Annotated in this window: 24 protein-coding genes, 6 tRNA genes and 2 riboswitches; of the genes, 5 read left to right on the forward strand and 25 right to left on the reverse strand. The window is 42.6% G+C overall.

Annotation, left to right across the window (positions count from 1 at the left end; all coding sequences use genetic code 11):
* Positions 1 to 202 precede the first annotated feature (202 nt).
* A riboswitch (M-box (ykoK) riboswitch) is annotated at positions 203 to 373 on the forward strand.
* A gap of 216 nt (positions 374 to 589) precedes the next feature.
* Together E4K68_RS04065 and E4K68_RS04070 are read left to right on the forward strand one after the other, a co-directional pair.
* Positions 590 to 1888 carry a CBS domain-containing protein gene (locus E4K68_RS04065; RefSeq protein WP_135377457.1) on the forward strand — a complete coding sequence of 433 codons (1299 nt, stop codon included), beginning with the start codon at positions 590 to 592 and terminating at the stop codon, positions 1886 to 1888.
* On the forward strand, positions 1885 to 3147 hold the full coding sequence (locus E4K68_RS04070) for an Nramp family divalent metal transporter (RefSeq protein WP_135377458.1): 1263 nt from the start codon (positions 1885 to 1887) through the stop codon (positions 3145 to 3147). Before E4K68_RS04065 ends, E4K68_RS04070 begins: the two co-directional genes overlap by 4 nt.
* Here E4K68_RS04070 and E4K68_RS04075 read toward each other — a convergent pair.
* Entirely contained in the window at positions 3142 to 3306 is a 165-nt protein-coding gene (locus E4K68_RS04075) for an aspartyl-phosphate phosphatase Spo0E family protein (protein ID WP_135377459.1), read from the reverse strand. The two genes, E4K68_RS04070 and E4K68_RS04075, sit on opposite strands and share 6 nt — an antisense overlap.
* Positions 3307 to 3786: 480 nt before the next feature.
* Complete coding sequence (locus tag E4K68_RS04080) at positions 3787 to 3981, reverse strand: aspartyl-phosphate phosphatase Spo0E family protein (RefSeq protein WP_135377460.1); 195 nt, start codon at positions 3979 to 3981, stop codon at positions 3787 to 3789.
* A 270-nt stretch (positions 3982 to 4251) separates the two neighbouring features.
* Here E4K68_RS04080 and E4K68_RS20565 point away from each other — a divergent pair, with 270 nt between their 5' ends.
* Positions 4252 to 4389 (forward strand): hypothetical protein, encoded by a 138-nt coding sequence (locus tag E4K68_RS20565; RefSeq protein WP_199241680.1) that lies wholly within the window; start codon positions 4252 to 4254, stop codon positions 4387 to 4389.
* A 1325-nt stretch (positions 4390 to 5714) separates the two neighbouring features.
* A tRNA-Thr gene (locus tag E4K68_RS04085) sits at positions 5715 to 5790 on the forward strand.
* 587 nt (positions 5791 to 6377) lie between these two features.
* On the opposite strand, the gene E4K68_RS04095 is transcribed toward E4K68_RS04085, so the two are convergent.
* The 21 genes from E4K68_RS04095 to E4K68_RS20275 all read right to left on the reverse strand — a co-directional run bounded on the left by E4K68_RS04095 (position 6378) and on the right by E4K68_RS20275 (position 23235).
* Positions 6378 to 6452, reverse strand: a tRNA-Gly gene (locus tag E4K68_RS04095).
* 12 nt (positions 6453 to 6464) lie between these two features.
* A tRNA-Phe gene (locus E4K68_RS04100) sits at positions 6465 to 6540 on the reverse strand.
* Between the two features lie 10 nt (positions 6541 to 6550).
* Positions 6551 to 6626 (reverse strand) — tRNA-Glu (locus tag E4K68_RS04105).
* 116 nt (positions 6627 to 6742) lie between these two features.
* Positions 6743 to 8512 carry a methyl-accepting chemotaxis protein gene (locus E4K68_RS04110; protein WP_135377461.1) on the reverse strand — a complete coding sequence of 590 codons (1770 nt, stop codon included), beginning with the start codon at positions 8510 to 8512 and terminating at the stop codon, positions 6743 to 6745.
* 114 nt (positions 8513 to 8626) lie between these two features.
* A riboswitch (cyclic di-GMP riboswitch) is annotated at positions 8627 to 8711 on the reverse strand.
* Positions 8712 to 9001: 290 nt separating this feature from the next.
* A tRNA-Lys gene (locus E4K68_RS04115) sits at positions 9002 to 9077 on the reverse strand.
* A gap of 106 nt (positions 9078 to 9183) precedes the next feature.
* Positions 9184 to 10467: an adenylosuccinate synthase gene (locus tag E4K68_RS04120; protein ID WP_135377462.1), complete on the reverse strand. Its 1284-nt coding sequence runs from the start codon at positions 10465 to 10467 to the stop codon at positions 9184 to 9186.
* 24 nt (positions 10468 to 10491) lie between these two features.
* Complete coding sequence (gene purB / locus E4K68_RS04125; protein WP_135377463.1) at positions 10492 to 11793, reverse strand: adenylosuccinate lyase; 1302 nt, start codon at positions 11791 to 11793, stop codon at positions 10492 to 10494.
* Between the two features lie 72 nt (positions 11794 to 11865).
* Positions 11866 to 13278 carry an FAD-dependent protein gene (locus E4K68_RS04130; RefSeq protein WP_135377464.1) on the reverse strand — a complete coding sequence of 471 codons (1413 nt, stop codon included), beginning with the start codon at positions 13276 to 13278 and terminating at the stop codon, positions 11866 to 11868.
* 243 nt (positions 13279 to 13521) lie between these two features.
* Positions 13522 to 14856 carry a replicative DNA helicase gene (gene dnaB, locus E4K68_RS04135; RefSeq protein ID WP_135377465.1) on the reverse strand — a complete coding sequence of 445 codons (1335 nt, stop codon included), beginning with the start codon at positions 14854 to 14856 and terminating at the stop codon, positions 13522 to 13524.
* A 50-nt stretch (positions 14857 to 14906) separates the two neighbouring features.
* On the reverse strand, positions 14907 to 16805 hold the full coding sequence (gene lonC / locus E4K68_RS04140) for a Lon family ATP-dependent protease (protein WP_135377466.1): 1899 nt from the start codon (positions 16803 to 16805) through the stop codon (positions 14907 to 14909).
* A 38-nt stretch (positions 16806 to 16843) separates the two neighbouring features.
* Positions 16844 to 17290, reverse strand: coding sequence for a 50S ribosomal protein L9 (gene rplI, locus E4K68_RS04145; protein WP_135377467.1), 447 nt, complete (start codon positions 17288 to 17290; stop codon positions 16844 to 16846).
* A 12-nt stretch (positions 17291 to 17302) separates the two neighbouring features.
* Positions 17303 to 18238 carry a DUF2232 domain-containing protein gene (locus E4K68_RS04150; RefSeq protein WP_135377468.1) on the reverse strand — a complete coding sequence of 312 codons (936 nt, stop codon included), beginning with the start codon at positions 18236 to 18238 and terminating at the stop codon, positions 17303 to 17305.
* Positions 18239 to 18260: 22 nt separating this feature from the next.
* A complete protein-coding gene (locus E4K68_RS04155; protein ID WP_135377469.1) occupies positions 18261 to 18572 on the reverse strand; it encodes a MazG-like family protein in 312 nt (103 codons plus the stop codon).
* 217 nt (positions 18573 to 18789) lie between these two features.
* Entirely contained in the window at positions 18790 to 19020 is a 231-nt protein-coding gene (gene rpsR, locus E4K68_RS04160; RefSeq protein WP_034141199.1) for a 30S ribosomal protein S18, read from the reverse strand.
* A gap of 21 nt (positions 19021 to 19041) precedes the next feature.
* Positions 19042 to 19446, reverse strand: a complete 405-nt coding sequence (ssb, locus tag E4K68_RS04165) for a single-stranded DNA-binding protein (protein WP_135377470.1) — start codon at positions 19444 to 19446, stop codon at positions 19042 to 19044.
* Between the two features lie 17 nt (positions 19447 to 19463).
* The gene (gene rpsF / locus E4K68_RS04170) at positions 19464 to 19751 is read right to left on the reverse strand and encodes a 30S ribosomal protein S6 (RefSeq protein WP_135377471.1); all 288 of its coding nucleotides are present in this window, start codon (positions 19749 to 19751) and stop codon (positions 19464 to 19466) included.
* A 131-nt stretch (positions 19752 to 19882) separates the two neighbouring features.
* Positions 19883 to 20983, reverse strand: a complete 1101-nt coding sequence (gene ychF / locus E4K68_RS04175; RefSeq protein WP_135377472.1) for a redox-regulated ATPase YchF — start codon at positions 20981 to 20983, stop codon at positions 19883 to 19885.
* Between the two features lie 72 nt (positions 20984 to 21055).
* Entirely contained in the window at positions 21056 to 21250 is a 195-nt protein-coding gene (locus E4K68_RS04180; RefSeq protein ID WP_135377473.1) for a DUF951 domain-containing protein, read from the reverse strand.
* 31 nt (positions 21251 to 21281) lie between these two features.
* Entirely contained in the window at positions 21282 to 22145 is an 864-nt protein-coding gene (locus tag E4K68_RS04185; RefSeq protein ID WP_135377474.1) for a mechanosensitive ion channel family protein, read from the reverse strand.
* 83 nt (positions 22146 to 22228) lie between these two features.
* Positions 22229 to 22966, reverse strand: coding sequence for a CvpA family protein (locus E4K68_RS04190; RefSeq protein WP_135377475.1), 738 nt, complete (start codon positions 22964 to 22966; stop codon positions 22229 to 22231).
* Between the two features lie 171 nt (positions 22967 to 23137).
* Positions 23138 to 23235 (reverse strand) — tRNA-Sec (locus E4K68_RS20275).
* Positions 23236 to 23436: 201 nt separating this feature from the next.
* Here E4K68_RS20275 and E4K68_RS20570 point away from each other — a divergent pair.
* Positions 23437 to 23574, forward strand: a complete 138-nt coding sequence (locus E4K68_RS20570) for a hypothetical protein (protein ID WP_199241681.1) — start codon at positions 23437 to 23439, stop codon at positions 23572 to 23574.
* Positions 23575 to 23593: 19 nt separating this feature from the next.
* On the opposite strand, the gene E4K68_RS04195 is transcribed toward E4K68_RS20570, so the two are convergent.
* Positions 23594 to 24025: a DUF2889 domain-containing protein gene (locus E4K68_RS04195; RefSeq protein WP_135377476.1), complete on the reverse strand. Its 432-nt coding sequence runs from the start codon at positions 24023 to 24025 to the stop codon at positions 23594 to 23596.
* A gap of 148 nt (positions 24026 to 24173) precedes the next feature.
* Positions 24174 to 24800 carry a CBS and ACT domain-containing protein gene (locus tag E4K68_RS04200; protein ID WP_135377477.1) on the reverse strand — a complete coding sequence of 209 codons (627 nt, stop codon included), beginning with the start codon at positions 24798 to 24800 and terminating at the stop codon, positions 24174 to 24176.
* Between the last annotated feature and the right edge of the window lie 26 nt (positions 24801 to 24826).

Below are 24826 nucleotides of genomic sequence, written 5' to 3' on the forward strand. Positions count from 1 at the left end.
AAGGCAAAGCTTCATCTTTGTCAAAATAACCTCTTTTCCTCGACTGCAATCCACTCTAAGAATACACTAGAATCGAGCTCGGCAACATAAGAAATCCTGAGAAAAAGAGATCTATCAATTGAATAATCGCTTATTTCTAAAATTTTAGCAAAAAAGTTGACGAATTTGCCTAATTATACATATAATGAAGTATACATCTGAAACTAATCTCTGTTAGGTGAGGCTCCTGCATAGACACAGGCCACTGCCCAGAAATGTCGAGAGACGCCAATTGGGTAGAACAGGTATTACCGGCATAAGGTTCTACTTAATGTGGCTGAGAAAACTCTACTCTACGCTATGCAGTGCTAAAGCTCAACGAGAAGGGAGGTCCATAAGGCTTACGTTTATTGACCTTCTATTTTGCATAGGGGTCTTTTTATTTTTTTGACTTATTATATTCCTCATTTTGGGAGAATTTAAAGGAGGTGGTTTTATGGATTCTGGCCCTTACCCTTCGCAATCATACAATCTAATTATAATTCATCACAAACGCCGTCAATTTGACAACAAGTTCCAGAATCCATCACCTAAGGAAGAAGGGATGTAAATGCATGAACTAAAAGTTCTCGGAGAATTTTATTTCAGCCAGTTGACAAACAAGCCGATCTTGGATGCCAAAGGACGTCGTATTGGCAGATTACTTGACTTGGCCATACGCTGGGATAGTGTCTCTCCACACGTTACTGGGATACGATATGCCAAAGGGACACTTTCCTTAATTCCCATAGAATGGGTCGTTTCCTGGGATAAAAACGGTCTACGTCTTAATACCGTTTTCGATCCAATACTAACGTGCCCTCTCCAGGATGATGAAACATTTATTGGGAAATGGCTATTAGATAAACAAATTATTGATCTGGTTGGTTCAAGACTAGTACGGGTAAATGATATTTCTTTGTCCTGGGTGTCACACGAGGAGCATCAATTCATCGTTTTAGTTGCAGTGGATATTGGCGTACGAGGCTTGTTCCGCAGATTAGGTGTTGAATTTCTACTAAGTCGCATTGACAATAATTTTGTAGGCTGCCAATACATCAAACCCTTAGAAAATCGAACGTCATCCCTCCAACTCACTCGGGAAAAGGAGCAACTTAGACAGCTTCATCCTGCAGACATCGCCGACATTATTGAAAACATGGACTATAAGCAGAGAGCGAATTTCCTAGATACGCTTGATTCCCAACAGACAATCGATGCCTTAACTGAAATGGAGTTAGATGCCCAAGTTGAAGTGATCAATCAGATGGACGAAGACCGTGCTTCAGATATCCTTGAAGAAATGCCTCGAGACGAAGCGGCGGATATTTTGAGTGAATTGTCTATAGAGAAGTCTGAGGAACTTCTACGTTTAATGGAATCTGATGATGCTGAAGATGTCCGTGAATTAATGCAGTATGAAGAAGATACCGCAGGTTCACTTATGACGACTGAATATATTGGTTTACCATTCTGGCTTACGGCCGAGCAAGCCATTGATGAATTAAGGAGATTGGCGCCTGAAGCGGAAACTATATATTACCTCTATGTAGTAGATGATCAAGAAATTCTGGAAGGGGTTCTTTCACTACGAGAACTGATCATTGCTTCCCCTGAGACACCATTAAAAGATTTGATGCATACAAAAATTGTAAAGATTTCCCCATATGATGATCATGAAAAGGTCGCTGACATCTTTCACAAATATGGCCTATTGGCAGTTCCGGTTGTCGGTGATCAAGCTCAAGTTCTGGGAATTATTACAGTGGACGACGTTCTAGAATTATTAATGCCAGAGCGCCCTCGTGTGGAAATCCACTCCACCTTAATCGCCCGCCGCCGTCAGTCGAAAGGAGGACATAGCGAATGAAACTTAAAGAGCGCTTTGCCCTATTCTTCGCCGTTATGGGCCCAGGAATCGTTACTGCGTTTGCTGATAACGATGCCGGAGGGATTGCCACTTATGCCGCAGCGGGTGCAAAATACGGTTATTCCCTCATCTTTACCATGCTTGTCAGTACGGTCCTTCTGGCAATTGCTCAAGAAATATCCGCACGCACAGGAGCCGTAACCGGTCGAGGACTCTCTGACTTAATACGAGAAAACTATGGAGTTAAATGGACCTTCTTTGCCATGAGTGTCCTACTAATCGCTAATCTGGGAACGACTGTGTCCGAGTTTTCCGGGATTGCCACAAGCTTTGAAATCTTTGGGATTAGCAAGTATCTTTCCGTACCAGCCATGGCAGCTATTATCTGGTGGCTAGTCATTAAAACTGATTATGGTAAAATTGAAAAAATCCTCTTACTCCTCTGTTTGACATTCTTTAGTTATGTTATTTCTGGGATTATGGTCAACCCGCCTTGGCCTCAAGTCTTTGTCGAATCCATTACTCCCACATTCTCAGGAACCCCTGCCTTTTTACTAATGGCCATTGGGGTGATAGGGACAACGATTACCCCCTGGGGACAGTTCTATGTGCAAGCTTCCGTGGTCGATAAGGGAATCACAGCTAAGGATTATCGTTACACACGCTGGGATGTACTGATCGGAACGTTCTTTACTGGTTTTATTGCCTTCTTTATTATTGTCGCTACTGCCGCAACGCTCTATGCCAATAAAATCCCCATAGAAACAGCTATGGATGTGGCCTTGGCCTTAAAGCCGTTAGCGGGACAATATGCCAGTTTCTTGTTTGGCTTTGGTTTACTTGGTGCATCCATGCTAGCCGCATTTGTGCTTCCTCTAAGTACCGCCTATGCTGTCTGCGAAGCCTTTGGCTTTGAGCATGGGATTAGCAAATCGCATAAAGAAGCCCCCGCATTCTTCGGACTCTATACCGTCCTTATCGTTTTGGGGGCAGCCATTGTCTTATGGCCTAATTTATCCTTATATCACGTCATGTTGACGACACAAGTTGTTAATGGGATACTGCTACCCCCTATTCTCATCTTCATGGTGCTAATCGCCAGTAAGAAAAGCATTATGGGAGATTACGCAAATACAAAATTCTTCAACATCGTCTCCTGGACCTTCACCTTTATCTTAATCCTTCTAACTCTGCTTTTACTTGCTTCAACCTTGTTCCCCGAGTTAGTAAGTAACGCTCTAAGCATATTGGGATTATGAAGCAATACACTGTGATTCAGTGATTGTATAATACTCATTCAATAAACGATCTAAACTTTGGCTCATATCCACAAGTTCCGGATCGGTAAGGCTCATATAGTTGGCAGAATCATTAAGTTTCTTGCGAGCATCTTCGATTAAGGACAATAGACAATCCATAAAAATAATCGCCTCTTTTTTAAAATATCATTTGCGGAGGGGTACTCGCAAGCTACCAAAGATGACCCTCACCTGGAATATTTTAGTACATTGTATTCAAAAAATCAAGATACTTTTTAATTATCCTCTTTCATTACAAATAAGTTATTTTTCTCCTTCAAGCGAACTATTAGGCCACAATCAGCGACCTTTAGTCATAATAGTTCCAAGTAATCCATTGAAATTACCTCTTTATCCAAAAAGAAGCTTCTTTACATCAAAAAAGAAGCTTCTTTTTACTTGTTCGCACGCTATCAAGCACAGAGAATAAAAATAAGACATAAAGTTTTCCACATTACAAACAAAAAAGCACCACAAACCCTTGCAGTGCCGCTACATTTCATATGGAGCGGACGACGAGATTATCTCAGAAAGAATTCAGCGTCAAGAAAAACGCCCCTTACCGCCTACGGAGAGCCAATGAGTAGGCCCGAGTTCAGTTTATCCGATCCTAAACCCCGTCCCTTCTACGACACCTTTTACCTCTTCTTGGGAGATATAGAATTCGCTAATCAATATGTCAAGCTTTTCACTAACCCTCACCACTCTTGGATCCGTAAGATCTTTATCCGAAGCAATTTTTTGCATTTGCACTCTTAAGTATTCGATTTGTTGTTCCTGTGCCATCAGTTTCATTCTAGAACACCATCCTTATTAAATTTGCACGCTTGGTTATTCTAGTATTTTATAACGTAAACATCAACCGTATAAAAAATAATGTATTGTCGAAATATAAGAAAAGCAGTACCATCTGGACACAGAGAAAAGCCTCTACCATTTCGATCAAGACGAACAAAGAGCGCCTACTGCTCACCCCTCAACGTATTTTCGTATAAAATATCCTTAGCATCATTCCTGCAATTCAGGTAATACTGTTAGGGTAAATATTTAAGGAGGCGTTCAATTTTGAGCAATAAAGATGAAGCTACAAGAGAAGCTTTAGCCAGTGAATTAGGACAACTTAAAGATAAATATTCACGGTTGGAACGTGCTTATAATGAATTAAAAGACCAGGTTTCTCAAGATCAAGGACATACAAGTTAGTCCTTTAGGTTCAAACTCACAAAGAGGGAGAGCACATAAATGCTCTCCCTTCCCATCAATCCTTCACAGTCCGGATTACCATTTTCGCCAGTAATAATAAATTCATCATCCAGGATCGTACCCTTGGGGATCCGATTGTAATAAGCTCGTGAAAGCTTTCTATTACATACTCTTTATCACATCTTCACAAAAACCACTTAAATACAGCTCGAACTTAATCTCGAACGCCTTAGCCCCCTTGATCCTCTGGCACCTAGCACAGCGTCCTATTGCTACGAACTTCTCTTCGGTCACGAGAGAACTTGCTCGCGATCTTGAGTTTCATTATCGGATGGAATGAGTCCAAAAGTCAGCTAAGTCCTGATAAGGAGGTAAAATAATATGTTTAAAACTATTCTCAAGTCTAAAAAAAAGCTTAATCGCTGGCCAAGCATTATAGTACGTACATTCAGAATGACAATGTGGCCTAAGATCTGAAATATTGGAATATCAAATAAACTCCTACAAAATGCTATAATCCCCTTATGGTAGACACACAAAAAGAGAACTTAATTGGTTTCATAAATGTGTCTCTGTGAAGGGGTTTTTCTATGCCAAAAGAATAATGCGTATGACAAAGACTTAAAGCTACGAACAATTGACATGCATATAACACATTGTTGCTGAACTGACTGAGTCTAATCCATCAATACATCGCCTTCTACAAGAAGGAACGTATACAATTAAAAACTGGCATGAGCCCGGTTGAATCCAATCCATGCCGCTTAAGGTTTCTTTTAAATGTGTTTACTTGACAGGGACATCATTTAAACGGGTGCCTATTTTATTCACAAAAAGTCCCTTCGCTAGGAGGGGAAAAGTAGGAGGATAAGAAAAAGGCTGTGTGTTAACCACTAAAGCAGCAGGTGACCATCATCTGCTGTACTGTAATAATCTAAACCCGTTACCATTCAGTGACCTTTGTATGGAGAATCTGTGAATCTTATTAGGCGAGTGAGCAAACGAACAATGTTTAAAGGAAAGACGCCTAAGTTAAAAGCGTCAACCTTTTTCTTTATGGTGAGCTCCGTAATTGAAAGCTAGCACTGATACCAAGCTGAGTATATACGGAATTGCAAATTTCAAACTGGCACCCACTCTCTTCTAGTTTTGGTTAATTATAAATTTTTTCAATTTTTTTAACAATATCCAAATGACTTATTCTAATAGGACTTTGGTCCTGCTACACATAATAGGCCTCTTGCTCAATACCTTTAATTACCAGATATTTAACCCTTGACCATGACTATTAGTTTTGTTAAAATAAAACCTGTCCAATAACGCGTGCCGACGTAGCTCAATTGGTAGAGCAACTGATTTGTAATCAGTAGGTTGCGGGTTCGAGTCCCATCGTTGGCTCCACACAGATTTAATCACTTTTAGCCATGTTGCATAGCAAATGATTTAAAGAATAATAAGACAGGTAAACAACTGTCTCATTATTCTTTAAATCGGAGGTTATGTAATGTGGCTAAAATTCGTTTAATGACTAAAACAGCACAATCGGCTTCAGCAAAAATGGAAGTCCATGCAGAAAAGGAATATTGCACCGACCTCTATCAACACAGCACTAAGACATACGAGGGAAGTCTTAAATTACTGGGTACTGGCTGTAAACTATCTACTCTCACAAGCGTTAGGATAGGCGATATGGACTGGGAAAATGAACTGATAGCTTATATACATACCAAGAATAAGAAGGCACAATACGCACCAATATCAAGGCAGTTGGTAGTTTCATTAAAGGAAGCAGGCTGTGGTTTGATTTATCAAGAGAAGGTCGAGGCCACTACGAAGGATAGACCAGAATTACAGCGACTACTCGAAGATTTACAAACTGGTGACACTGTGATTGTCAAGGAGTTAACAAGGGTATCACGGTTCTTATTAAAAACAATGGAAATAATAACAAAAAGCACCGCAATTCTTTGCAGTGCCTACATTTCATATGGAGCGGACGACGAGATTCGAACTCGCGATCCTCGGCTTGGGAAGCCAATGCTCTACCGCTGAGCCACGTCCGCTTGATATAACAGTGGTGCCTCAGGACGGAATCGAACCGCCGACACGAGGATTTTCAGTCCTCTGCTCTACCGACTGAGCTACCGAGGCATAATTGTAATGGTGACCCGTACGGGATTCGAACCCGTGTAACCGCCGTGAAAGGGCGGTGTCTTAGACCGCTTGACCAACGGGCCATGTTCAATGTTTAGGGTATTTCCAAACCTTGCTCACAAATATGAATTTTACAGGAAAGGTTGTCTTCTGTCAAGTACTCTTTGAGTCTTTAATAAATATTTTTTTATTTCTGTATCTAAATATTAAATTTCTTTATGGTTTCCTGCAACTCTTCTGCCAATTGAGCCAGAACCTGACTGGAAGAGGCAATTTCCTCAACCGATGCTGATTGTTCCTCCGTTGCAGCAGACACAGACTGTGTCTGTCCTGTAATGTTTCGACTAGTGTCATGAATATCAGCCACAGATGAGACTATTCTTGCGCTCCCCGCGGCCATTTGTTGAATCTCCTCTGAGATTTCCCCTACTTGCGTCGAAACATTATTAACCAAGGCAGTAATTTCATTGAATGCTTGGCCTGCTGTCTCAGCGACCATCGTCCCGAGTTTAACCTGATGCGTTCCCTCGTTGATCGATAAGACCGCTTTCTGTGTGTCTTGTTGAATGACGTGAATCAGTGAGGCAATTTGTTGTGAGGCTTCTTGCGATTGTTCTGCCAATTTACGGACTTCATCCGCTACAACAGCAAAACCCCTCCCTTGCTCCCCTGCTCGTGCAGCCTCAATTGCGGCGTTTAAAGCGAGCAGATTCGTCTGGGAAGCAATGGCTGATATGGTATCTACGATCTGTCCAATTTCCTTAGAACGTTCCCCTAGATTCAAAACCACCTCTGCTGATCCTGTCACTGTTTTTTCAATATTAATCATTTGCTGAATGGTTTTATCAATCGCCTGACTCCCTGCTACAGCTGAAAGGGCCGTGTCTTCGGAGGATTTAACGGCAACTTTGGCGTTCTCTAGCATTTGCTGTATCCCTGCTGACATTTGCTGCACAATTGCAGATGTCTCATCAACTGCATTAAGTTGTCTTTCTGCCCCTAGGGAGACTTCCATAATAGCCATAGCCACCTGTTGGGAGGCCTTTGCAGATTCTTCTGCTCCGGAACTTAGATGTTGCGATGATGCTGCAACTTGAGTTGAGGATGATGACACTTGTTGAACAAGATTTACTAGGTTATCTGTCATGGTTCTAAAAGCTCTACCAAGTTGACCTAGCTCATCTTTTGAGTTATTTTTGAGGTTACCAACTTTTAAATTACCTCTAGCTATTTCTTCAGCATTCTCAGCAATCTCAGTAATCTGTTTTGAAATCTTATTACTTAAAAAAGTGCCTAAGATAAGAGAAAATCCAAAAGCGAATAGAATGGATACTATGGTATAGATGATACTGATCTTACCCTTTTGTTTATAATCCAATTGTTTCTCATAGACAAGTTTATTAATATCATCAACCCAGTTTCCTGTTCCGATCACCCAATTATAGGGTTGAAACAATAATGTATAACTTCTTTTAGGCAAGGCTTCAGTTTGATTTGGTTTAGCAAAGGTATAGTCTGTATAACCGCCACCTGCTTGAGTACCATGAGTAATAAATTCCTGAACAAAAAATTTACCCTGACTGTCCTTGCCATCAAATCGTGACTTGCCTTCAGAGGTATCTCTTCCTAGAAGGACGACATTCATTCCGTCAGTCGTGTCAATCCAGAAATAGTTATCTTTATCAAATCTTAAATTTCTAACTAGATCAGCCGCTTTCTTTTTGGCTTCTTCTGGAGTTAACTCTCCATTTTTTTGACGGTTGTAAGTGTCTTGAACCAAACTATAAGCGGTTTGTACCTCGAGTTTAATCGTTCGATCAAATTGCTCATATAAAGTATTTCGATATTGAGTTACATTAGCTTGTTCCGTCGCGATTACATTATAAATGTTATACCCACCGAGAATCAGACCCATGATAAATGCAGTAGTCAATAACAGAAGAATCACTCGATGTTTTATTTTAGTCATACTCCCATCTCCCTTCCAAATACATCAAATTTATTGCACCTCTGATAGTAATATTATGAATTAAAACAAAAAATAAAGTCGCCACCCAGAGTAGGCATGGCGACAGAATTCCTAATTGGTATCCCGGCTATCATCACCCTATCGTGGAAGACCCGTAGCTTTGCGTCCTCAGCTTTTACTGAGTTTGCCCTTATCAAGATCCTTATGTAATTGTCGAATAATAGTATGAACATATAAATTCATCAGAAAGGTAATAGTTTTCTAATTTTTCCATTCTGTAATCGAACTATAACACATGTATCCGTAATTTAAAATACTTTTTTAACACATTCTCAACAAATTTCGTGTTAATAATTCAGATAATTCCATTATCTCCTCACTCACCATGCACCCCAAAAAATATAAGACAGTATTAAACGTTACGTCTAATACTGCCTTATCACCCATTACTATTGTAGTGCAACAAACAGGTACACACACATTTAAAACTGGTGAGCCATCCGCGACTCGAACGCGGGACACCCTGATTAAAAGTCAGGTGCTCTACCGACTGAGCTAATGGCTCAAGTAACTGTACCACGAATTAAAATATTACACGAAAACATCCTAATTGTCAAGATAGTTATTCTGAATTTATCTTAAATTGTAGATAAAGCGTATTTTATTAGAGCCTAAAAGATCTCGCCACGCACAATGGTCTGTTCTCGCCCTGGACCAATTGCGACCAACGTTGCTGGAACCCCAGTCAGCTCTTCAATCCTGAGGATGTAATTTTGAGCAGCCTGAGGTAGATCCTCAAACCGACGAACCTGAGTAATGTCTTCTTGCCAACCAGGCATTTCCTCATAGACAGGTTGACATTGTTTGAAGATCTTTTGACTCTGAGGGAATTCACGAATGATCTCTTCATTGGCTCTATATCCAACGCAGATCTTCAGCGTTTCAAGCCCCGTAAGGACATCAAGTTTTGTAACCGCAAAATCAGAGATTCCGCTTACTCGAACAGCATATCGAGCAATGACCGCATCGAACCAGCCACAACGACGCGCTCGGCCCGTCGTTGTTCCAAATTCATGGCCATTCTTCCGCATTTCTTCCCCTGTCTCATCCAGAAGTTCTGTAGGGAAAGGGCCTTCTCCGACACGAGTAGTATACGCTTTAATGACTCCGACTACTCGATTAATTCGAGTAGGTCCAATGCCTGCGCCAACACACGCTCCTCCAGCAATCGGATTAGAAGACGTAACATAGGGATATGTTCCATGATCAATATCCAGTAAAGTCCCCTGCGCACCTTCAAAGAGTACTTTCTCCCCCGCACGAATGCTTTTATCGATGGTCAATGAACCGTCCGTCACCATCGAACGAATTTGGTCGGCGTAACCCTGGTATTCTTCATAGATGTCTTCGAATTCAAGGGCTTTCTGACCGTAAACTTTAACAAACAAGTTATTTTTCTCCACCAAATTACAACGAAGTTTTTCAGCGAACTCATCTTTGTCCAAGAGATCAATGATCCGAATTCCAATTCGTGACGCCTTATCCATGTAAGAAGGGCCAATACCTCGTTTTGTCGTACCAATTTTATGTTCCCCACGAGCTTCTTCTTCCAAACCGTCAAGCACCCTGTGATAAGGCATAATCACATGGGCATTGCTACTAATCAGCAGTTTACCCGTCTTAATGCCCCGATTGGCAAGGTAACTGAGTTCCTCCAGTAAAACCTTCGGATCGATCACAACGCCATTACCTATGACACAGGTCTTGTCTGAATATAGGATTCCCGATGGAATTAGGTGAAGCTTAAACTCTTCTCCATGAGCAACAACCGTATGACCCGCATTATTTCCACCTTGATACCGAACAATTACATTTGCCTTTTCGGCTAGGAAGTCCGTAATCTTACCCTTTCCCTCGTCTCCCCACTGAGAACCAATTAACACAACAGCTGCCATATTACTATTCCCCCCATCTTTCTATCAACCTTCTAAGCCGAGTCGGCGAAAAATGTCATCCACGTGAAGGAGATGATATTTCAAATCGAACAGACCTTGGATTTCTTCTTTAGCTAAATAGTTTAAAACCCGTGCATCTGCTGAAACGACTTCGATGAAGTCTTGACCATTATCCCAGGCTTGAAACGCATCCTGTTGAACCCATGCATAGGCTTCTTCTCTCATACATCCATGTTCAACTAAGGCTAAAAGAACTCTCTGAGAAGACGTCAGTCCAAACGTTTTTTGTAGATTTCGTTTCATCTGATCCTCACGGATCTTGAGCCCAGAAATCACCCGAGTCATCTGACGGAGCATATGATCCAAGAGAATGCAACTGTCTGGAAGTATTATTCGTTCCACAGAGGAATGGGTCATATCCCGTTCGTGCCAAAGCGCCATATTCTCCATTGCAGCTAGTGCATTGCCCCTCAGAAGCCTGGACATTCCGCTCACCTGTTCAGATACGATCGGATTACGCTTATGTGGCATCGCAGAGGAACCCTTCTGCCCTTCAGCAAAGGGTTCCTCAACTTCAAGAATATCCGTTCGTTGCAAATTTCGAATCTCTGTGGCTATTTTCTCCAGCGAACCACCGATTAATGCCAGAGTAGTTACAAAATGAGCATGTCTATCCCGTTGCAATATTTGATTACTGACTAAAGCAGTCTTTAATCCCAAGTGATGACAGACCGCCTCTTCAATTTCAGGAGCAACGTTCGCATACGTGCCTACTGCTCCAGAAATCTTCCCAGCACTTACAGAAACAATGGCTTGATCAAGTCGTTCATCTTGGCGATCGACCTCAGCGATCCACAAGGCTAGCTTTAAGCCAAAGGTCAAAGGTTCAGCATGAATGCCGTGCGTTCGGCCGACCATCACAGTATGTTTACTCTCAAGTGCTCGATTAACCAGTGCTAAGCGTAGCGCTTGAAGGTCCTTCTTTAATAAACGCCCTGAATCCCTTAAGACAAGGCTTAAGGCGGTATCCTTTACATCTGAAGAGGTTAATCCAAGATGCAAGTGTTTTCCAGCCTCACCAATCTCCTCTACAACCGCTTGCAAGAAGGCGATAAGATCATGGCGTACCACCGCTTCGATTTCCAGAACCCGCTTTGGGTTCACTTTAGCTTTTGCTCGGATTTCTTCCATTGCTTCCCGGGGTATCTCGCCCCGCTTCGTCATAACTTCAGCAACCGCCAGTTCTACTTCCAACCAACGTTCATATTCATAACCATCCTGCCATAACTCTCCCATTTCAGGATGAGTGTATCGATCGAGCAACAACCTTCGCCCCCCGTCATTTCGTAGCCTCCCGCCAGTTAGAGACCTCATTAGCTTCCACTTATGACCTATATGTTATACCTTTGCCACGATATCCCGGCCGACAACAATACCCGTTACCGAAGCTTGCATCAACCCGCGAGTAATTCCAGCTCCGTCGCCAATGGCATATAATCTCGGAATCGCTGTTTCGAAGTTCGATTGCACTTTTACTTTACAGGAATAAAATTTAACTTCTACCCCGTACAGCAACGTATTCTTAGAATACATGCCTGGCGCAATTTTATCAAAGGCCTTCAAGGTTTCGATTAGGGAAGTCAAGTATCGCTCAGGCAGTACATAACTGAGATCCCCTGGAACTGCCGAACGAAGTGTCGGAATTGTCGTCGATTGCCGCAGTCGACCTACAGTGGTCCTTCTTCCCTGGAGAAGGTCTCCTAAACGTTGAACCATAACGCCCCCGCCCGTTAACATGTTGGCAAGCCGAGCAATATATCGTCCATACTCGATCGGTTGATTAAAGGGTTCCGTAAAGCGTGTTGATACTAACAAAGCGAAGTTTGTATTCTTGGTTTTTTTCGCAGGATCGGCATAACTATGCCCATTCACCACGGCAATTTCACCATCATAGTGTTCCTCAGAAACCACGCCGCCTGGGTTAACACAGAAACTACGTGTTTTAAGATCATAAGTATCTGAATAATAAACTAGCTTCGGTTCGTAAAGTTCGCGCGTTAAATGATCCATAATAGAGTTCGGGACTTCTACACGTACTCCAATGTCCACTTCATTGTTTTCGGTTACCACACCTAAACGTATAGCCTGTTCAGCGAGCCAATTCGCGCCACCACGTCCAGGAGCAGCAATCACATAACGAGCGCTTACTTCATCGAGTTCCTGTTCACTCCTCCGTTGAATGGTTGCTCCTATGACTCCTTCTGGACCAGCCAAGATATCCTTAACTTCAGCAAGTTCCCAAAAGATTGTCTTACTCTTATCCATAAGATGTTCATACATACCCTTCAACACATCATAAGCCAGTTCTGTTCCCAAATGGCGTACTGGACAATGAATCAACTGAATATTGTGGCGTGATGCATCGTATTGAATCTCCTCAACCTTGCGGTTATCTAAACCGTACACCGTATCCTGCGCTCCAAACTTACGGTAAATAGAATCCGCATAATCAATCAGTTCTTGAGCTTGTTGTTCCTGCATATATTCCGTTAATCGCCCGCCGACTGCAGAGCTTTGAGACAGTTTTCCGTCACTGAATGCTCCTGCGCCCGACCATCCTCTGGTAATTGCACAAGGGTCACATCCTGCGCAGACTCCAGTCGTACGGGCTGGGCACTTTCTCTTCTCAATGGTTCTTCCACTATCCACGATAAGAATCTTTAAATCGTTGTTATGCTTTGATAACTCCAAGGCCGTGAAAATTCCTGCCGGCCCGGCTCCAATAATCAAGACATCAACTTCATGCTTCAATTGTATAACCTCCTAGAAGCCGTTTACGTTTGCATAACTAGCCAAGAAATATCTATACCCACAAACAGTTCCATCTTAACAATCCTCCCCCTCCTTGTCAACCAATAATCGAACGTTTATTAAAAATATACATAAAACATTCGACAATCATATGCTTGTTATTCGACAAAAAATTCGGTCTTTTACCTTCATTGAAAGTAGCGCAAAAAAAAATCCCTTCCTATATTGGCAAGGGAATTTAGCCTATGCTGTTTGATGTTGTCGTTCTAAATTCACGAACTTTGTAAACTCTTTAAGAAAGCCTAATTCAACCGTCCCTACCGGGCCGTTGCGGTGTTTGGCAATAATTAGCTCTGCAATGCCTTTCTTTTCGGATTCAGGATTGTAATAGTCATCTCGGTAAATAAAAGAAATCACATCTGCATCGGCTTCAATTGCCCCCGACTCTAACAAATCTGACATAATAGGCCGTTTATCTTGGCGTTGTTCAACCCCCCGGTTAAGCTGTGACAAGGCAATGACCGGGATCTTTAATTCACGGGCGAGCCCTTTGAGGGTTCTGGAAATTTGGGCCACCTCCTGCTGTCTGCTTTCTGTCTTTTTACCAACCGACAATAGCTGAAGGTAGTCGATGACAATCATTCCCAAATTGTGTTCCATCTTTAGACGACGAGCCTTTGATCGGAGCTCCGCCAAAGAAATCCCCACTGTATCATCAATAAAGATCGGGGCATCCGACAGAGGACCCACTGCCCGCGTCAATTTTGGCCAATCTGCATCGAATAATTCTCCAGTCCTTACTCGCTGCTGATCGACCATCGCTTCCCCGCAAAGCATCCGTTGGACTAATTGCTCTTTGGACATCTCTAAGCTAAAAATGGCGACAGGGACCTTGGCCCGAACGGCCGCATTCTGTGCCATATTTAAAACCATCGCTGTCTTTCCCATGGAAGGCCGTGCAGCAATAATTATCAAATCAGAAGACTGCCATCCCGATGTCATTCGATCTAATTCCGTGAAAAATGTGGGCACACCCGTCAAGTTTCCTTTATTAGCATATAGATACTCGATCTTTTCAAACGTGTCTAATAGTACGTCACGAATAAAGCTAAATCCATCTTTTACACGCCGTCGTGAAAGGTCGAGAATCAGTTGTTCTGCTTCCTCTAGAAGACCACGCGCTTCTTCTCCTGGCTCATATCCCCGCTCTAAGATGCTGCTTGTCGCACGAATGAGTTGCCTAAGAAGGGCTTTTTCGGTGACCAGTCTAGCATAATATTCTACATTGGCAGCTGAAGGAACAGAACGAGCGATCTCAGAGATGGTCGCAATTCCACCCACCTGCTCCAGACGCCCCTGCTGACGCAAAATCTCCGCAACACTGACAAGATCGACTGGATCTCCCTTTTCGAAGAGATCTCGAATCGCAGAAAAAATCAAACGGTGGTTATCTCTGTAAAAGTCCTCCGGTTGAAGCATTTCAAAGACAGAACTTCCGGTCTCCGGTTCGAGCATCATCGCACCCAGGACTGCTTGTTCAGCCTCTAAATTATGTGGTGGAACTTTCAGTAGTTCCATATCTTCTCTCCTCCCGGTCGTACCGCTCTTATGGGACTGATTCCCTTAAATTAAAAAGCTTGCTTAATAGCATCTTCGATGGTACTAACGGCCACCACTTCGATACCCTGCATACTCTGTGGTACATCTGCTAAGTTTTCAAAGGGTATCAGAACCTTGCGAACCTCAGCCTGCTTGGCTCCAAAAATCTTTTCGCAAATACCGCCAACTGGTTTAACCTTCCCTTGAATAGAAATCTCTCCTGTGACAGCCACATCTTGACGTAAAGGTAGCTTTTTCAATGCGCTGTAAATGGCTAACGTTGTAGCGAGTCCTGCTGAAGGGCCGTCAATTTTTGCACCGCCGACTATATTAACATGCACATCATAATTGCGCAAATCTTCACCAGTCAACTCACGAATGACCGCAGTGGCATTAAATACGGCATCTCTAGCCATACTGCCTGCAGTTTCATTAAAACGAACCGCGCCTTTACCATCTCTTCCCTCAAAGACAATCGCCTCGATCTCCAACACAGAGCCCAAAAAACCAGATACACCCAGCCCTAAGATTCTCCCAATTTCGAAGCCATGTGAACCTTTTCGGAAAACGTAAGGAGTCAACCGTGCTGAGCGTAGAACTTCATAAACTTCAGTACTTGTTACCCGAACTTCTTCTTGATCCAGGCTGCGATACCTCGCCAAACCATAGGCATCAGTCAGAATACTATTCGCTTTTCTGCCTTCAATGACATACTCACTGATAATCTCTGGGACATCATTCTCCAAAGCAACTCCAAGTTTTTGTCCAGCTTGACGAATAATGTGTTGAACATCTCTCGGCTCAAGGGGTACGAAGAAGACTTCCGAACAACGAGAACGAAGGGCTGGATTAAGCTCTGCCGGATCACGTGTCGTCGCTCCGACTAGAACAAAATCTGCAGGCGCACCTTCATTAAAGAGTTTCTTTATCCACAAGGGAACCTGCGGGTCATTGGGATCATAATAGGAAGAATCGAACGATACACGCTTATCTTCGAGTACTTTAAGTAACTTGTTTAGTAGCAAGGGGTCCATATCCCCTATTTCATCAATAAATAAAATTCCGCCATGAGCCTCACTCACCAGTCCCATTTTAGGCTCAGGTATACCTGTATCTGCCAAATCATGCTTCGATCCTTGATAAATTGGGTCATGCACTGATCCCAATAATGGATTGGTTACATCTCTGGGATCCCACCTTAATGTGGTTCCATCCACTTCAATAAACGGCGCCTCTTTGGCAAAAGGTGAATGAGGATGGTTTTTTACTGTTTCTAAAGCGACTCGTGCCGCAGAGGTCTTACCCACTCCTGGGGGACCATAGATCAAAATATGTTGAGGATAAGGAGTTGCCAACTTTGCCAGGAGAGATTGAACAGCACTTTCCTGCCCCACAATCTCTTCCACTGTCTGTGGACGCAAAATATCAGAGGCTGAACTCTTTAGAAAAACGGTATTCATCTTTTCGAGAACAGCTAGCTTTTTAAGGGTTTGTGCATTTTCTGGTCCAGACGTTTCTTGAAGTACTTGAACCTTAATTTCTTTAACGTAATCCTCATGGCGTTCTTGTATCTTTGCTGAAACAACACGTTCTAGGCGTTCTTCCACAGAACGCCTAGCAATAAGTTCTGCTATCTGTTCCTCAATTTCATCTAAGAGCTGGGGGACTTCCTTCATTTTCGGAATTTCCTGATCAGTCGGATCATCAGTAACAATTTTGCGAAGCCCTGCAACACGTTCGACGAGCTCATCAGAACGCATGAGCTTGAGCGCTTCCAATTTACTAGCCTTAAGAACCAGCTTGTCAGTTCCATAATAATTTGAAAGCAGCACATAGAGGGCATCGACTTCCCGAATCCACTCTTCCTCATCGTGTAACCGTTCACCGAGATCCGAATGATTTAACCATTTTTTCAAAATCCCTTTCATCAGGGGTCCCCTTTCATGAGAACAGTTTATCGGAAGTCCTAAAGTCCGACAACGTGTATCTGGAGCTTAGCTACCACGTCTGCGTGAATCCTTACATGAATCTCATAATTCCCCAGGGCCTTAATGGGGTCTTTTAAATCCAACTTTCGTTTATCCACTTCAAACCCATGCTGTTTCTTTAAAGCATCGGCAATTTCTTTACTGGTTACCGAGCCAAACAAGCGCCCGCCTTCACCCGTCTTAGTCTTAACTTCAATCTGGAGAGCATTTAACTTTTTGCCTAACTCAACTGCATCTTCTTTTTCCTTTTCCTTACGGCGATCTTCCACCGCTTTCTTATGCGAAATATCTTGGATGTTTCCAGTAGTTGCTTCAATCGCTAACTTCTTCGGGAAAAGGAAGTTTCGAGCATATCCATCCGCAACCTCGAGTACCTGTCCTTTTTTACCCGTTCCTTTTACATCTGCTTGAAGAATGACTTTCATCTGAATTCCCCCTTACAATTCTTCTGGTAGGCGTCGAAAATTAAAAACTAAGTCAAATAACCCAAACATAATAATACTGACTACGCTGAAGAAGAAATAAACGAAGCTCGTTAGAATTAACGTAAATTTAAGGACTCGAGGTATCCTTGGGGATTGTAATAAGAACAGATACACAGAAGTACCCAGCACCAAGGCTAATGCCCCATACACAACCATTAAGTTTATCCCTAGGCCACGAAGGATAGGCCAAGCAAATTGATCCCCTAAAAGATAGAAAGCGATCCCCAATACTGCACCCCATACTGCGTACCAAGGCAAACTCCAGCGGGTAAATGGAATGCGTCCTTTGTCATCGTAAAGCCAGCGCCTAACAAAGTAAAAAACCAATCCAAACTCAAGGGAAGTCACTATCGCTACAAAGCTCGGAATAATTAAACTATAAAATTGAATCAATTGTTGCAACAAATCTCGAAACTGCATTTCGGAAATTCCTTGTTGCTCAATCACTACCATCAATCCCGAAGCTTGGTATTGCTGAATTGTCATATTGATCATATTACTTACAGTTGTGGCATCAAAGCCTTGCACTTGGAACAAAAGGGTTGGCAATACCCCTAATGCCGCCGCAAACGTGACACTCCAAAAAAAGTTCACACGTACCGGCCAATGTCTAAGCCATCCTAACACACACAATAACCCAGCTATTGGAACGAGACTCATCTGGTTTAGGGCCTCGGAACGAAAACCAACAAAGGCTGCAAGATAACCCGCTAACAGCAAAACTATAGCGATAGACAATCCTCTTCGACGACCGACCAAAAACACCGAGAGCAGCATTAGTACTTCCCAGATAACTCCCCACGTTTCCCAAGCAATTCCCAGACAGGGAAAAGTCAAAAGGATAGCACCTGCTAAATAGTTTATAGCCACTTCATCTCTTAAAAACATGCTTGCCAATTCTCCTAAAAACTTAATCTTCGGGGGCGAGATAGCTCAAAAGCAGGCTCAAATCTCCCCACTGCTTTTCAAGATTCATCTCATCTGAATTTTTCAATCCCTCAAGGCGTTGTAAAAGCATGCGGTCAAGACGAGAAAAGTCAAAACCCAACCGTCTTGCAAGCAAGTAACTCATCCCTACTAGATCAGCTAACCCCTGAACCATTTCTGCTTCTGAACCACTCAGTGTCCCATGTTGTATAAGCCACTGCGCCTGTATTAAATTGACCTTTAGCTCATCAATGGCTCTTAGGCCTTTAACAACATCAACTTCAACATTTTCCAGGGTTGCCCCCTCCTAAGTCCGTATTCTACGAGTTGCCTATCGTGTAACCGATAGAACAAGCCCCACTTAACAAACAGTTCGTGATAAACATCCAATTTCCTGCACTCATTGTTCATGAAAATTAAACCAATCTCTTTTCCATGGTCTATAGTCCGTTTTTACGTTAATGAAAGTATTCTACTGGAAAAATGAAAAAGGGGAGCTCTCGCTCCCTTTTCTACTCTACACTATATGGTAACAAGGCAATACTACGAGCCCGTTTAATAGCCAATGTCACTTGGCGCTGATGCATTGCACAGTTTCCGGAAATACGACGGGGCAATATTTTGCCACGATCCGTAACATACTTACGAACTTTATGGGTCTCTTTGTAATCCATAGACACAACTTTATCGACACAAAAACTGCACACCCGTTTCCGTGGGCGGCGTCCGCGTTCACGTTTCATACTAATTCTCCCCTTCCCTTACTAGAATGGGATGTCATCATCCAAATTCACTTCATGTCCGAATGAGCCAGTTCCTCTTGGAGAGGTTGATTCTCCGCCTCCACCATCTTTCGGACTTAAGAAGCGAACATCTTCTGCTATAACCTCTGTAACCCAACGTTTTTGGCCATCTTGACTAGTGTACGAACGGACCTGGATTCGGCCATCTACAGCCGCCAGTTTCCCCTTCGCCAAATAATTTGCGACTAGTTCTGCAAGTTGCCGATAGACCACACAGGGAATGAAATCCGCGTCTCGTTCTCCCTGAGCATTTTTATAATTTCGATCGATCGCCAATGTAAAATTAGCAACTGCTACACCATTAGGCGTGTAGCGCAACTCGGGGTCTTTCGTTAAACGGCCAATCAATACGACACGATTCAACATGCAAGCCCCACCGTCCTTTAATCTTCTTTTCTAACGGTCAGGAATCGGATTATATCATCGGAGATTTTCATAACCCGTTCTATTTCCTGTGATGTACGGCCTTCACCATCAAAGTTCATAAGGATATATTGACCTTCTCTATAATCTTTGATTTCGTAAGCTAATCGGCGTTTGCCCCATTTTTCTACTGTCAGATTTTCGCCACCATTACTGGTAACGAGTCCACCAAAACGGTCAACCAATGCCGTTGTCGCCTCTTCATCCAAATCAGGACGAATGATATAAAGTATTTCGTACGCTTTCATATTTGCACCTCCCCTCGGACTAAGCGGCCCCGAAAAAACGGAGCAGGGATATATTTATACTACCAAGCAAGAATTATACCAGCATGTTCCCAAAAAAGCAACTATTATTGCTAGATATTGTCGTTTGTCGCTTAAACGTTAAACCGAAAGTGAACAATATCCCCATCTTGCATAACATATTCCTTACCTTCTAATCGAACTAATCCCTTATCTCGAGCACCATTTAACCCATTTTGATCCACGAAATCCTTATAAGAAACCACCTCAGCCCGAATAAATCCGTGCTCGAAATCTGTATGGATTGTACCAGCAGCCCGAGGTGCCTTGGTCCCTTGATGGATCGTCCAAGCTTTTACTTCCATAGGGCCGGCAGTAAAAAACGTCATGAGACCCAACAAATTGAAGGCCACCCGAATGAGTCGGTCTAGACCGGACTCTTCTAGCCCTAAGTCTTGTAAAAACCCTTCCTTTTCGTCCTCCTCAAGTTCTGCAATCTCCGCTTCAATCTGCGCACAGACCACAACGGCCTCCGCGCCTTCTTCAGCTGCAATCTTCATAACTTGTTGAACATAGGGATTTTCTGCTGCGGTAGAAAGGCCATCTTCACTGACATTCGCCACATAAAGTACCCGCTTTAAAGTCAACAGCGAAAAACCCTTTAAAATTTCCAGTTCTTCGTCCGTATAGGTCAAAGTCCGAGCCCCTTTTCCCTGGTTAAAGACTTCCTTCAACCTTCCCAATAAGGCCACTTCGCCTTGGGCCTTTTTGTCCCCTGACTTTAGTAGTTTAGCTGAACGCTCTGCCCTTTTTTCTACGCTCTCCATATCTGCCAGAACTAGTTCAAGATCAATCGTCTCAATATCCCGTTTAGGGTTGACATTTCCTTCTACATGGATCACGTTCTCATTCTCGAAGCAACGCACAACGTGTACAATGGCATCCACCTCACGGATGTGGGACAAGAACTTATTCCCTAAGCCTTCTCCTCTACTAGCACCCTTTACAAGTCCAGCAATATCTACAAATTCTACGGTTGCTGAAACAATCTTCTTGGGGTGAACCATGTCTGCTAGTTTCTGCAAACGAGCATCGGGCACCTCTACCATTCCGACATTCGGGTCAATTGTGCAAAATGGATAATTAGCCGCCTCAGCACCCGCCTGAGTGATCGCATTAAACAACGTTGATTTCCCGACATTTGGCAAACCAACAATTCCCGCATGTAGTGTCATCCTTTGGCCTCCTCTTTATAGCAGACAAGCTATCTCTAAAGATTATATGTGATGTTTTCTCACTTCGCAATCTCACGTTTCCTCTACTCGTTGAAGAATTTCTTTTATATTGCGTTCGAGTTTAATTCTAGGAATCCAAGCTTGGTGTTGGCAGCCTAGACACTGAATTCGAAAATCCATCCCTGTTCTCATTACTTTCCAATCCACGCTTCCACAAGGATGTTGTTTCCGAAGACGAACAATATCCCCTACATTCAAAAGTATCATCAGTTACCTCCATTTTTAACTCGCCAAGAGCCTAATCCCTCTGGGGGTCCATCATGACAAAATTTTGTACCTGTGGTGTACGGATTCCTTCTTTTAAAAATGCACGATGAATGCCTAGACGAAGTTCTCGTTCCAAATTCCACTGTTCATTAGGTTGGGTGTAGGCAACCACACGCAAAACAGCATTACGTTCTCCAAATTGGATCACGCCTTGTACAGTGGGAGCGTCAATAATCTTCTCGCCAAACTCTGCACTAACAGTTTCACAAACAGTATGCATCACTTCCATCGCACGATCAAGATCCTCCTCATAAGGAATCAGAATATCAACCAAGGCACGCATCTTTCCTCGACTGAAATTGGTGACAGCGGTAATACTTCCATTTGGAATAATGTGGAGTTCTCCACCCCAATCCCTTAAGTGTGTGGCACGAATTCCGGTCTCTTCGACGGTGCCCGAGAATCCTCCCACTTTTACATAGTCTCCAACTGAAAACTGATCTTCAAAAAGGATAAAGAAACCACCAATCATATCTTTAACCAAGCTTTGCGAACCAAAACCAAGCGCGACTCCCAAAACACTGGCCGAAGCCAATATTGTTCCAGTATCGAAATTAAAGAGGCGTTTGAAAACATGCATAATCACCGAAATGGTAATCAAGTAAAATGCGATACTTCGGAGGAGAGAAAATAATGTATTGGCCTTACGTTCATCCAGTAGTTGTTTTCCTTTTCGTTGTACTAATACTCTCCGTAACATATAAATTGATAACCCGTAGGCTATGCGCGCGAACAAAAGTATGACAACTAGATAAATCAACGTATTTAGAATCGCAAACCCCAATTGGGGTAAATCAAGTCCGCCTATTTCTTTAGTAATCCAAGAGACATTCATAGTATAAATCGTCCTTTACATACATAATGCCATTAGTGATACAATTACCTCTTAGTTTTCTTCTTTTATACTTGATTTATGTGTTAAAACCAAACTCCTTTACGCAGGGATAGCGGATCAAGAAGTTTTTGATCGAGTTGTGCTGAGAACGCCTGATCTAAGCTATGAAAGATCTGACCCAAATAGGGGAAAAAGTATGAATTCTGAACGAGCGTCTTAAAACTTCCACCCACTCCTAATTGTAAGAGGGGGAAAGACAACCCTGCCAAAATGGACAGACCGATAAGTGCACTAAGCCCTCCAAGCACCAGGCCTCCTCCGCGATTAAACGATCCGCCCCAGCTCCCAAAAGGGTGAAGGAAAATAGCGGCTAATACTTGGATTAAAAGCACCACAAGGTAAAAGACAAAGCCAAAAGCAATAAGATTTAAGATGCGCTCGGTGAGCATCCCTGCCAAACGATGAGTCACTTGTTCAATACCCTGTGTCATCTGCACACCCGGTATATTTGCTTGAGCAAAAATACCCCGCCATTCTGGAGGGAGTGCCCCCAAAATATTTCCTAAAGCCTGTTGTTGTAAAGTACTAGCTTTGGACTCGACTGAGGGAAGTATTGCTCGATAAATTACGGGTTCCAGCCATCGCTGAAGGGGAAGATATTGCTGTACCCAGCGAAGAACGGCAGCGTATTCCCAAGTTGCTACTAAAAATCCCGCAATGCTACTCAAGAAATTAACAACACTAGTTAGAAAACCTCTTTGATAACCCCGTAAAGCCCCAAGCAAAATGATCCCCAGTATGAGAATATCAATAAGATTCATGAAGTTCCTCCTTCTAGATACCCTGGCCCGTTCTCTCAATAAATTGATATCTTAAACCATATTCGTTTTAAACCATCAAAAATCCTGCCGAGTTGAATAGCCCACTATAGAACTCAAAAAGACAGCTTTTCGCTGCCTTGACACTCATCTAATGTAAAAATTATGTTTGTTTGGCGGGGATGCGTGCGAATCGAACACACCTCGGAACGTTCTGCGTCCCGACACGCGGATTTGAAGTCCGGGAGCAGCACCAGCCACCACCCATCCCCATTCTATCGACAATAATATTACCACATAAATGCTTATTATGAAAGTAAACATCCAATAAATAACCCAATTTTATTTTCACGACCACGATCAACGTAAAGTTTAGGGTTAGATTTTGAAAAACTTGTACACAATACTAATATACATGGATTATTTACGACTATAACTTATCTAAATATAATCAAAGAAAGGAGTTTTCTTGAATGAACCATTCAAAGATTTTATTCTCGAATTTAACAAATGACCAAATTGAAGAGGTTAAAGCTTTAGAAGCTAAGTTCAATACACAAGCCCACGACCAAGAAACCATCTTGATTGCCTACACAAACCCCACAAAATGAGATTATACCGTGCAGCAATCTAGGCCTTCTTGTAATGCAAACAGCTTCCTTCTAAATATTTCCCAACTACATCCCTAATTTCTTCAGGGGGCATTGTAAGATGCATCAACTGAAATTTCGCCTGGATTAGGCCTTTTACACACTCGAGTGTAAGATCCACCAAATGTGTACATCCATAATCTATTCCGACGGCCTTCTGAATCTGCCTCCGAACATTATTATTTAGGTTAATTCCTACAAGGCTATTTATAAGAATCTGGGCTTTCTCACAATCTGTATGGGGAGCGCGACGAAATTCGCCGGTAGCTGAATTAATGGTATACCTTTCTATGTCAACGCCGAGGGTTAAGCAGATTTCATGATGACTATCCAGAAAGCAACCATTTACCCTTACACTTTTTTCGTCTACTAACTGAACATTTATGGAAATAGATCGATTAAAAAGATTCATTGCCTTATCTCCTCATTTTTAATGATAAATCTTATTGCTATTGATGACATATATCTGTATTTCATTAACAAAAGAAAGTTACTGGATGACCTTCATCCAGTAACTTTCTTTATCGTCAGCGGAGAACATTAGACATCCCAAGACGTCATCATTTTCCGAGGCGATATCCTTTTTCCTTTAATGCCGCTTCAACCTCAGCCACTTGCTCGCCCTGGAGCCGTGCGAGGATCTGAACTTGATTGTCACGTAGATGATAAACTGCAAAACTAGCAATGTTGACATCGAATTTTTTGATCGTCGAAGCAAGATCTAAGATGACACCCGTTTCATCTTTCGTTTCGATAACCACACGTTCACCAGGACTTCGAAATCCCATAATATCCAAGAAAGCATCTAATATGTCAGATCCCGTAATAATTCCAACTAGTTTACCTTCATCGATGACCGGAAGTCCCCCAACTTCATGCTCCCTCATCAACAAAGCAGCATCTTCAATCTTTGTGTCAGGGTGACAAGTTACTACTTTCTTAACGGCAACTTCGCGGATAGGGGTTTTGGCTATCAAATAATTGAGTTCAAAAATACTTAAAGTCGTAGCTGGAGAAGGTGAGACTTCACGGAGATCTCCATCTGTCACAAACCCAACAAGTTTACCCTTCTCTATAACTGGCATCCTGTTAATTTTCTTCTCTCTCATGAGGGCCATTGTATCTGCAATAGATTCTTCCGGGCCCACTGTAAAAACCTGAGAGGTCATAAATTGGCGAACGTACATTTTGCCCTACCCCTTTCTCCTTTGAA

The sequence above is a fragment of the Desulfosporosinus sp. Sb-LF genome (genome assembly GCF_004766055.1).
Classification (GTDB): Bacteria; Bacillota; Desulfitobacteriia; order Desulfitobacteriales; family Desulfitobacteriaceae; genus Desulfosporosinus.

Coding starts and splice junctions, on each gene's coding strand:
- E4K68_RS04065 (WP_135377457.1), top strand. CDS start 590: ATGCATGAACTAAAAGTTCTCGGAGAATTTTATTTCAGCCAGTTGACA.
- E4K68_RS04070 (WP_135377458.1), top strand. CDS start 1,885: ATGAAACTTAAAGAGCGCTTTGCCCTATTCTTCGCCGTTATGGGCCCA.
- E4K68_RS04075 (WP_135377459.1), bottom strand. CDS start 3,306: ATGGATTGTCTATTGTCCTTAATCGAAGATGCTCGCAAGAAACTTAAT.
- E4K68_RS04080 (WP_135377460.1), bottom strand. CDS start 3,981: ATGAAACTGATGGCACAGGAACAACAAATCGAATACTTAAGAGTGCAA.
- E4K68_RS04110 (WP_135377461.1), bottom strand. CDS start 8,512: ATGACTAAAATAAAACATCGAGTGATTCTTCTGTTATTGACTACTGCA.
- E4K68_RS04120 (WP_135377462.1), bottom strand. CDS start 10,467: ATGGCAGCTGTTGTGTTAATTGGTTCTCAGTGGGGAGACGAGGGAAAG.
- dnaB (WP_135377465.1), bottom strand. CDS start 14,856: ATGGAACTACTGAAAGTTCCACCACATAATTTAGAGGCTGAACAAGCA.
- lonC (WP_135377466.1), bottom strand. CDS start 16,805: ATGAAAGGGATTTTGAAAAAATGGTTAAATCATTCGGATCTCGGTGAA.
- rplI (WP_135377467.1), bottom strand. CDS start 17,290: ATGAAAGTCATTCTTCAAGCAGATGTAAAAGGAACGGGTAAAAAAGGA.
- E4K68_RS04150 (WP_135377468.1), bottom strand. CDS start 18,238: ATGTTTTTAAGAGATGAAGTGGCTATAAACTATTTAGCAGGTGCTATC.
- rpsR (WP_034141199.1), bottom strand. CDS start 19,020: ATGAAACGTGAACGCGGACGCCGCCCACGGAAACGGGTGTGCAGTTTT.
- ssb (WP_135377470.1), bottom strand. CDS start 19,446: ATGTTGAATCGTGTCGTATTGATTGGCCGTTTAACGAAAGACCCCGAG.
- rpsF (WP_135377471.1), bottom strand. CDS start 19,751: ATGAAAGCGTACGAAATACTTTATATCATTCGTCCTGATTTGGATGAA.
- ychF (WP_135377472.1), bottom strand. CDS start 20,983: ATGACACTACATGCGGGAATTGTTGGTTTGCCAAATGTCGGGAAATCA.
- E4K68_RS04180 (WP_135377473.1), bottom strand. CDS start 21,250: ATGATACTTTTGAATGTAGGGGATATTGTTCGTCTTCGGAAACAACAT.
- E4K68_RS04185 (WP_135377474.1), bottom strand. CDS start 22,145: ATGAATGTCTCTTGGATTACTAAAGAAATAGGCGGACTTGATTTACCC.
- E4K68_RS04190 (WP_135377475.1), bottom strand. CDS start 22,966: ATGAATCTTATTGATATTCTCATACTGGGGATCATTTTGCTTGGGGCT.
- E4K68_RS20570 (WP_199241681.1), top strand. CDS start 23,437: ATGAACCATTCAAAGATTTTATTCTCGAATTTAACAAATGACCAAATT.
- E4K68_RS04195 (WP_135377476.1), bottom strand. CDS start 24,025: ATGAATCTTTTTAATCGATCTATTTCCATAAATGTTCAGTTAGTAGAC.
- E4K68_RS04200 (WP_135377477.1), bottom strand. CDS start 24,800: ATGTACGTTCGCCAATTTATGACCTCTCAGGTTTTTACAGTGGGCCCG.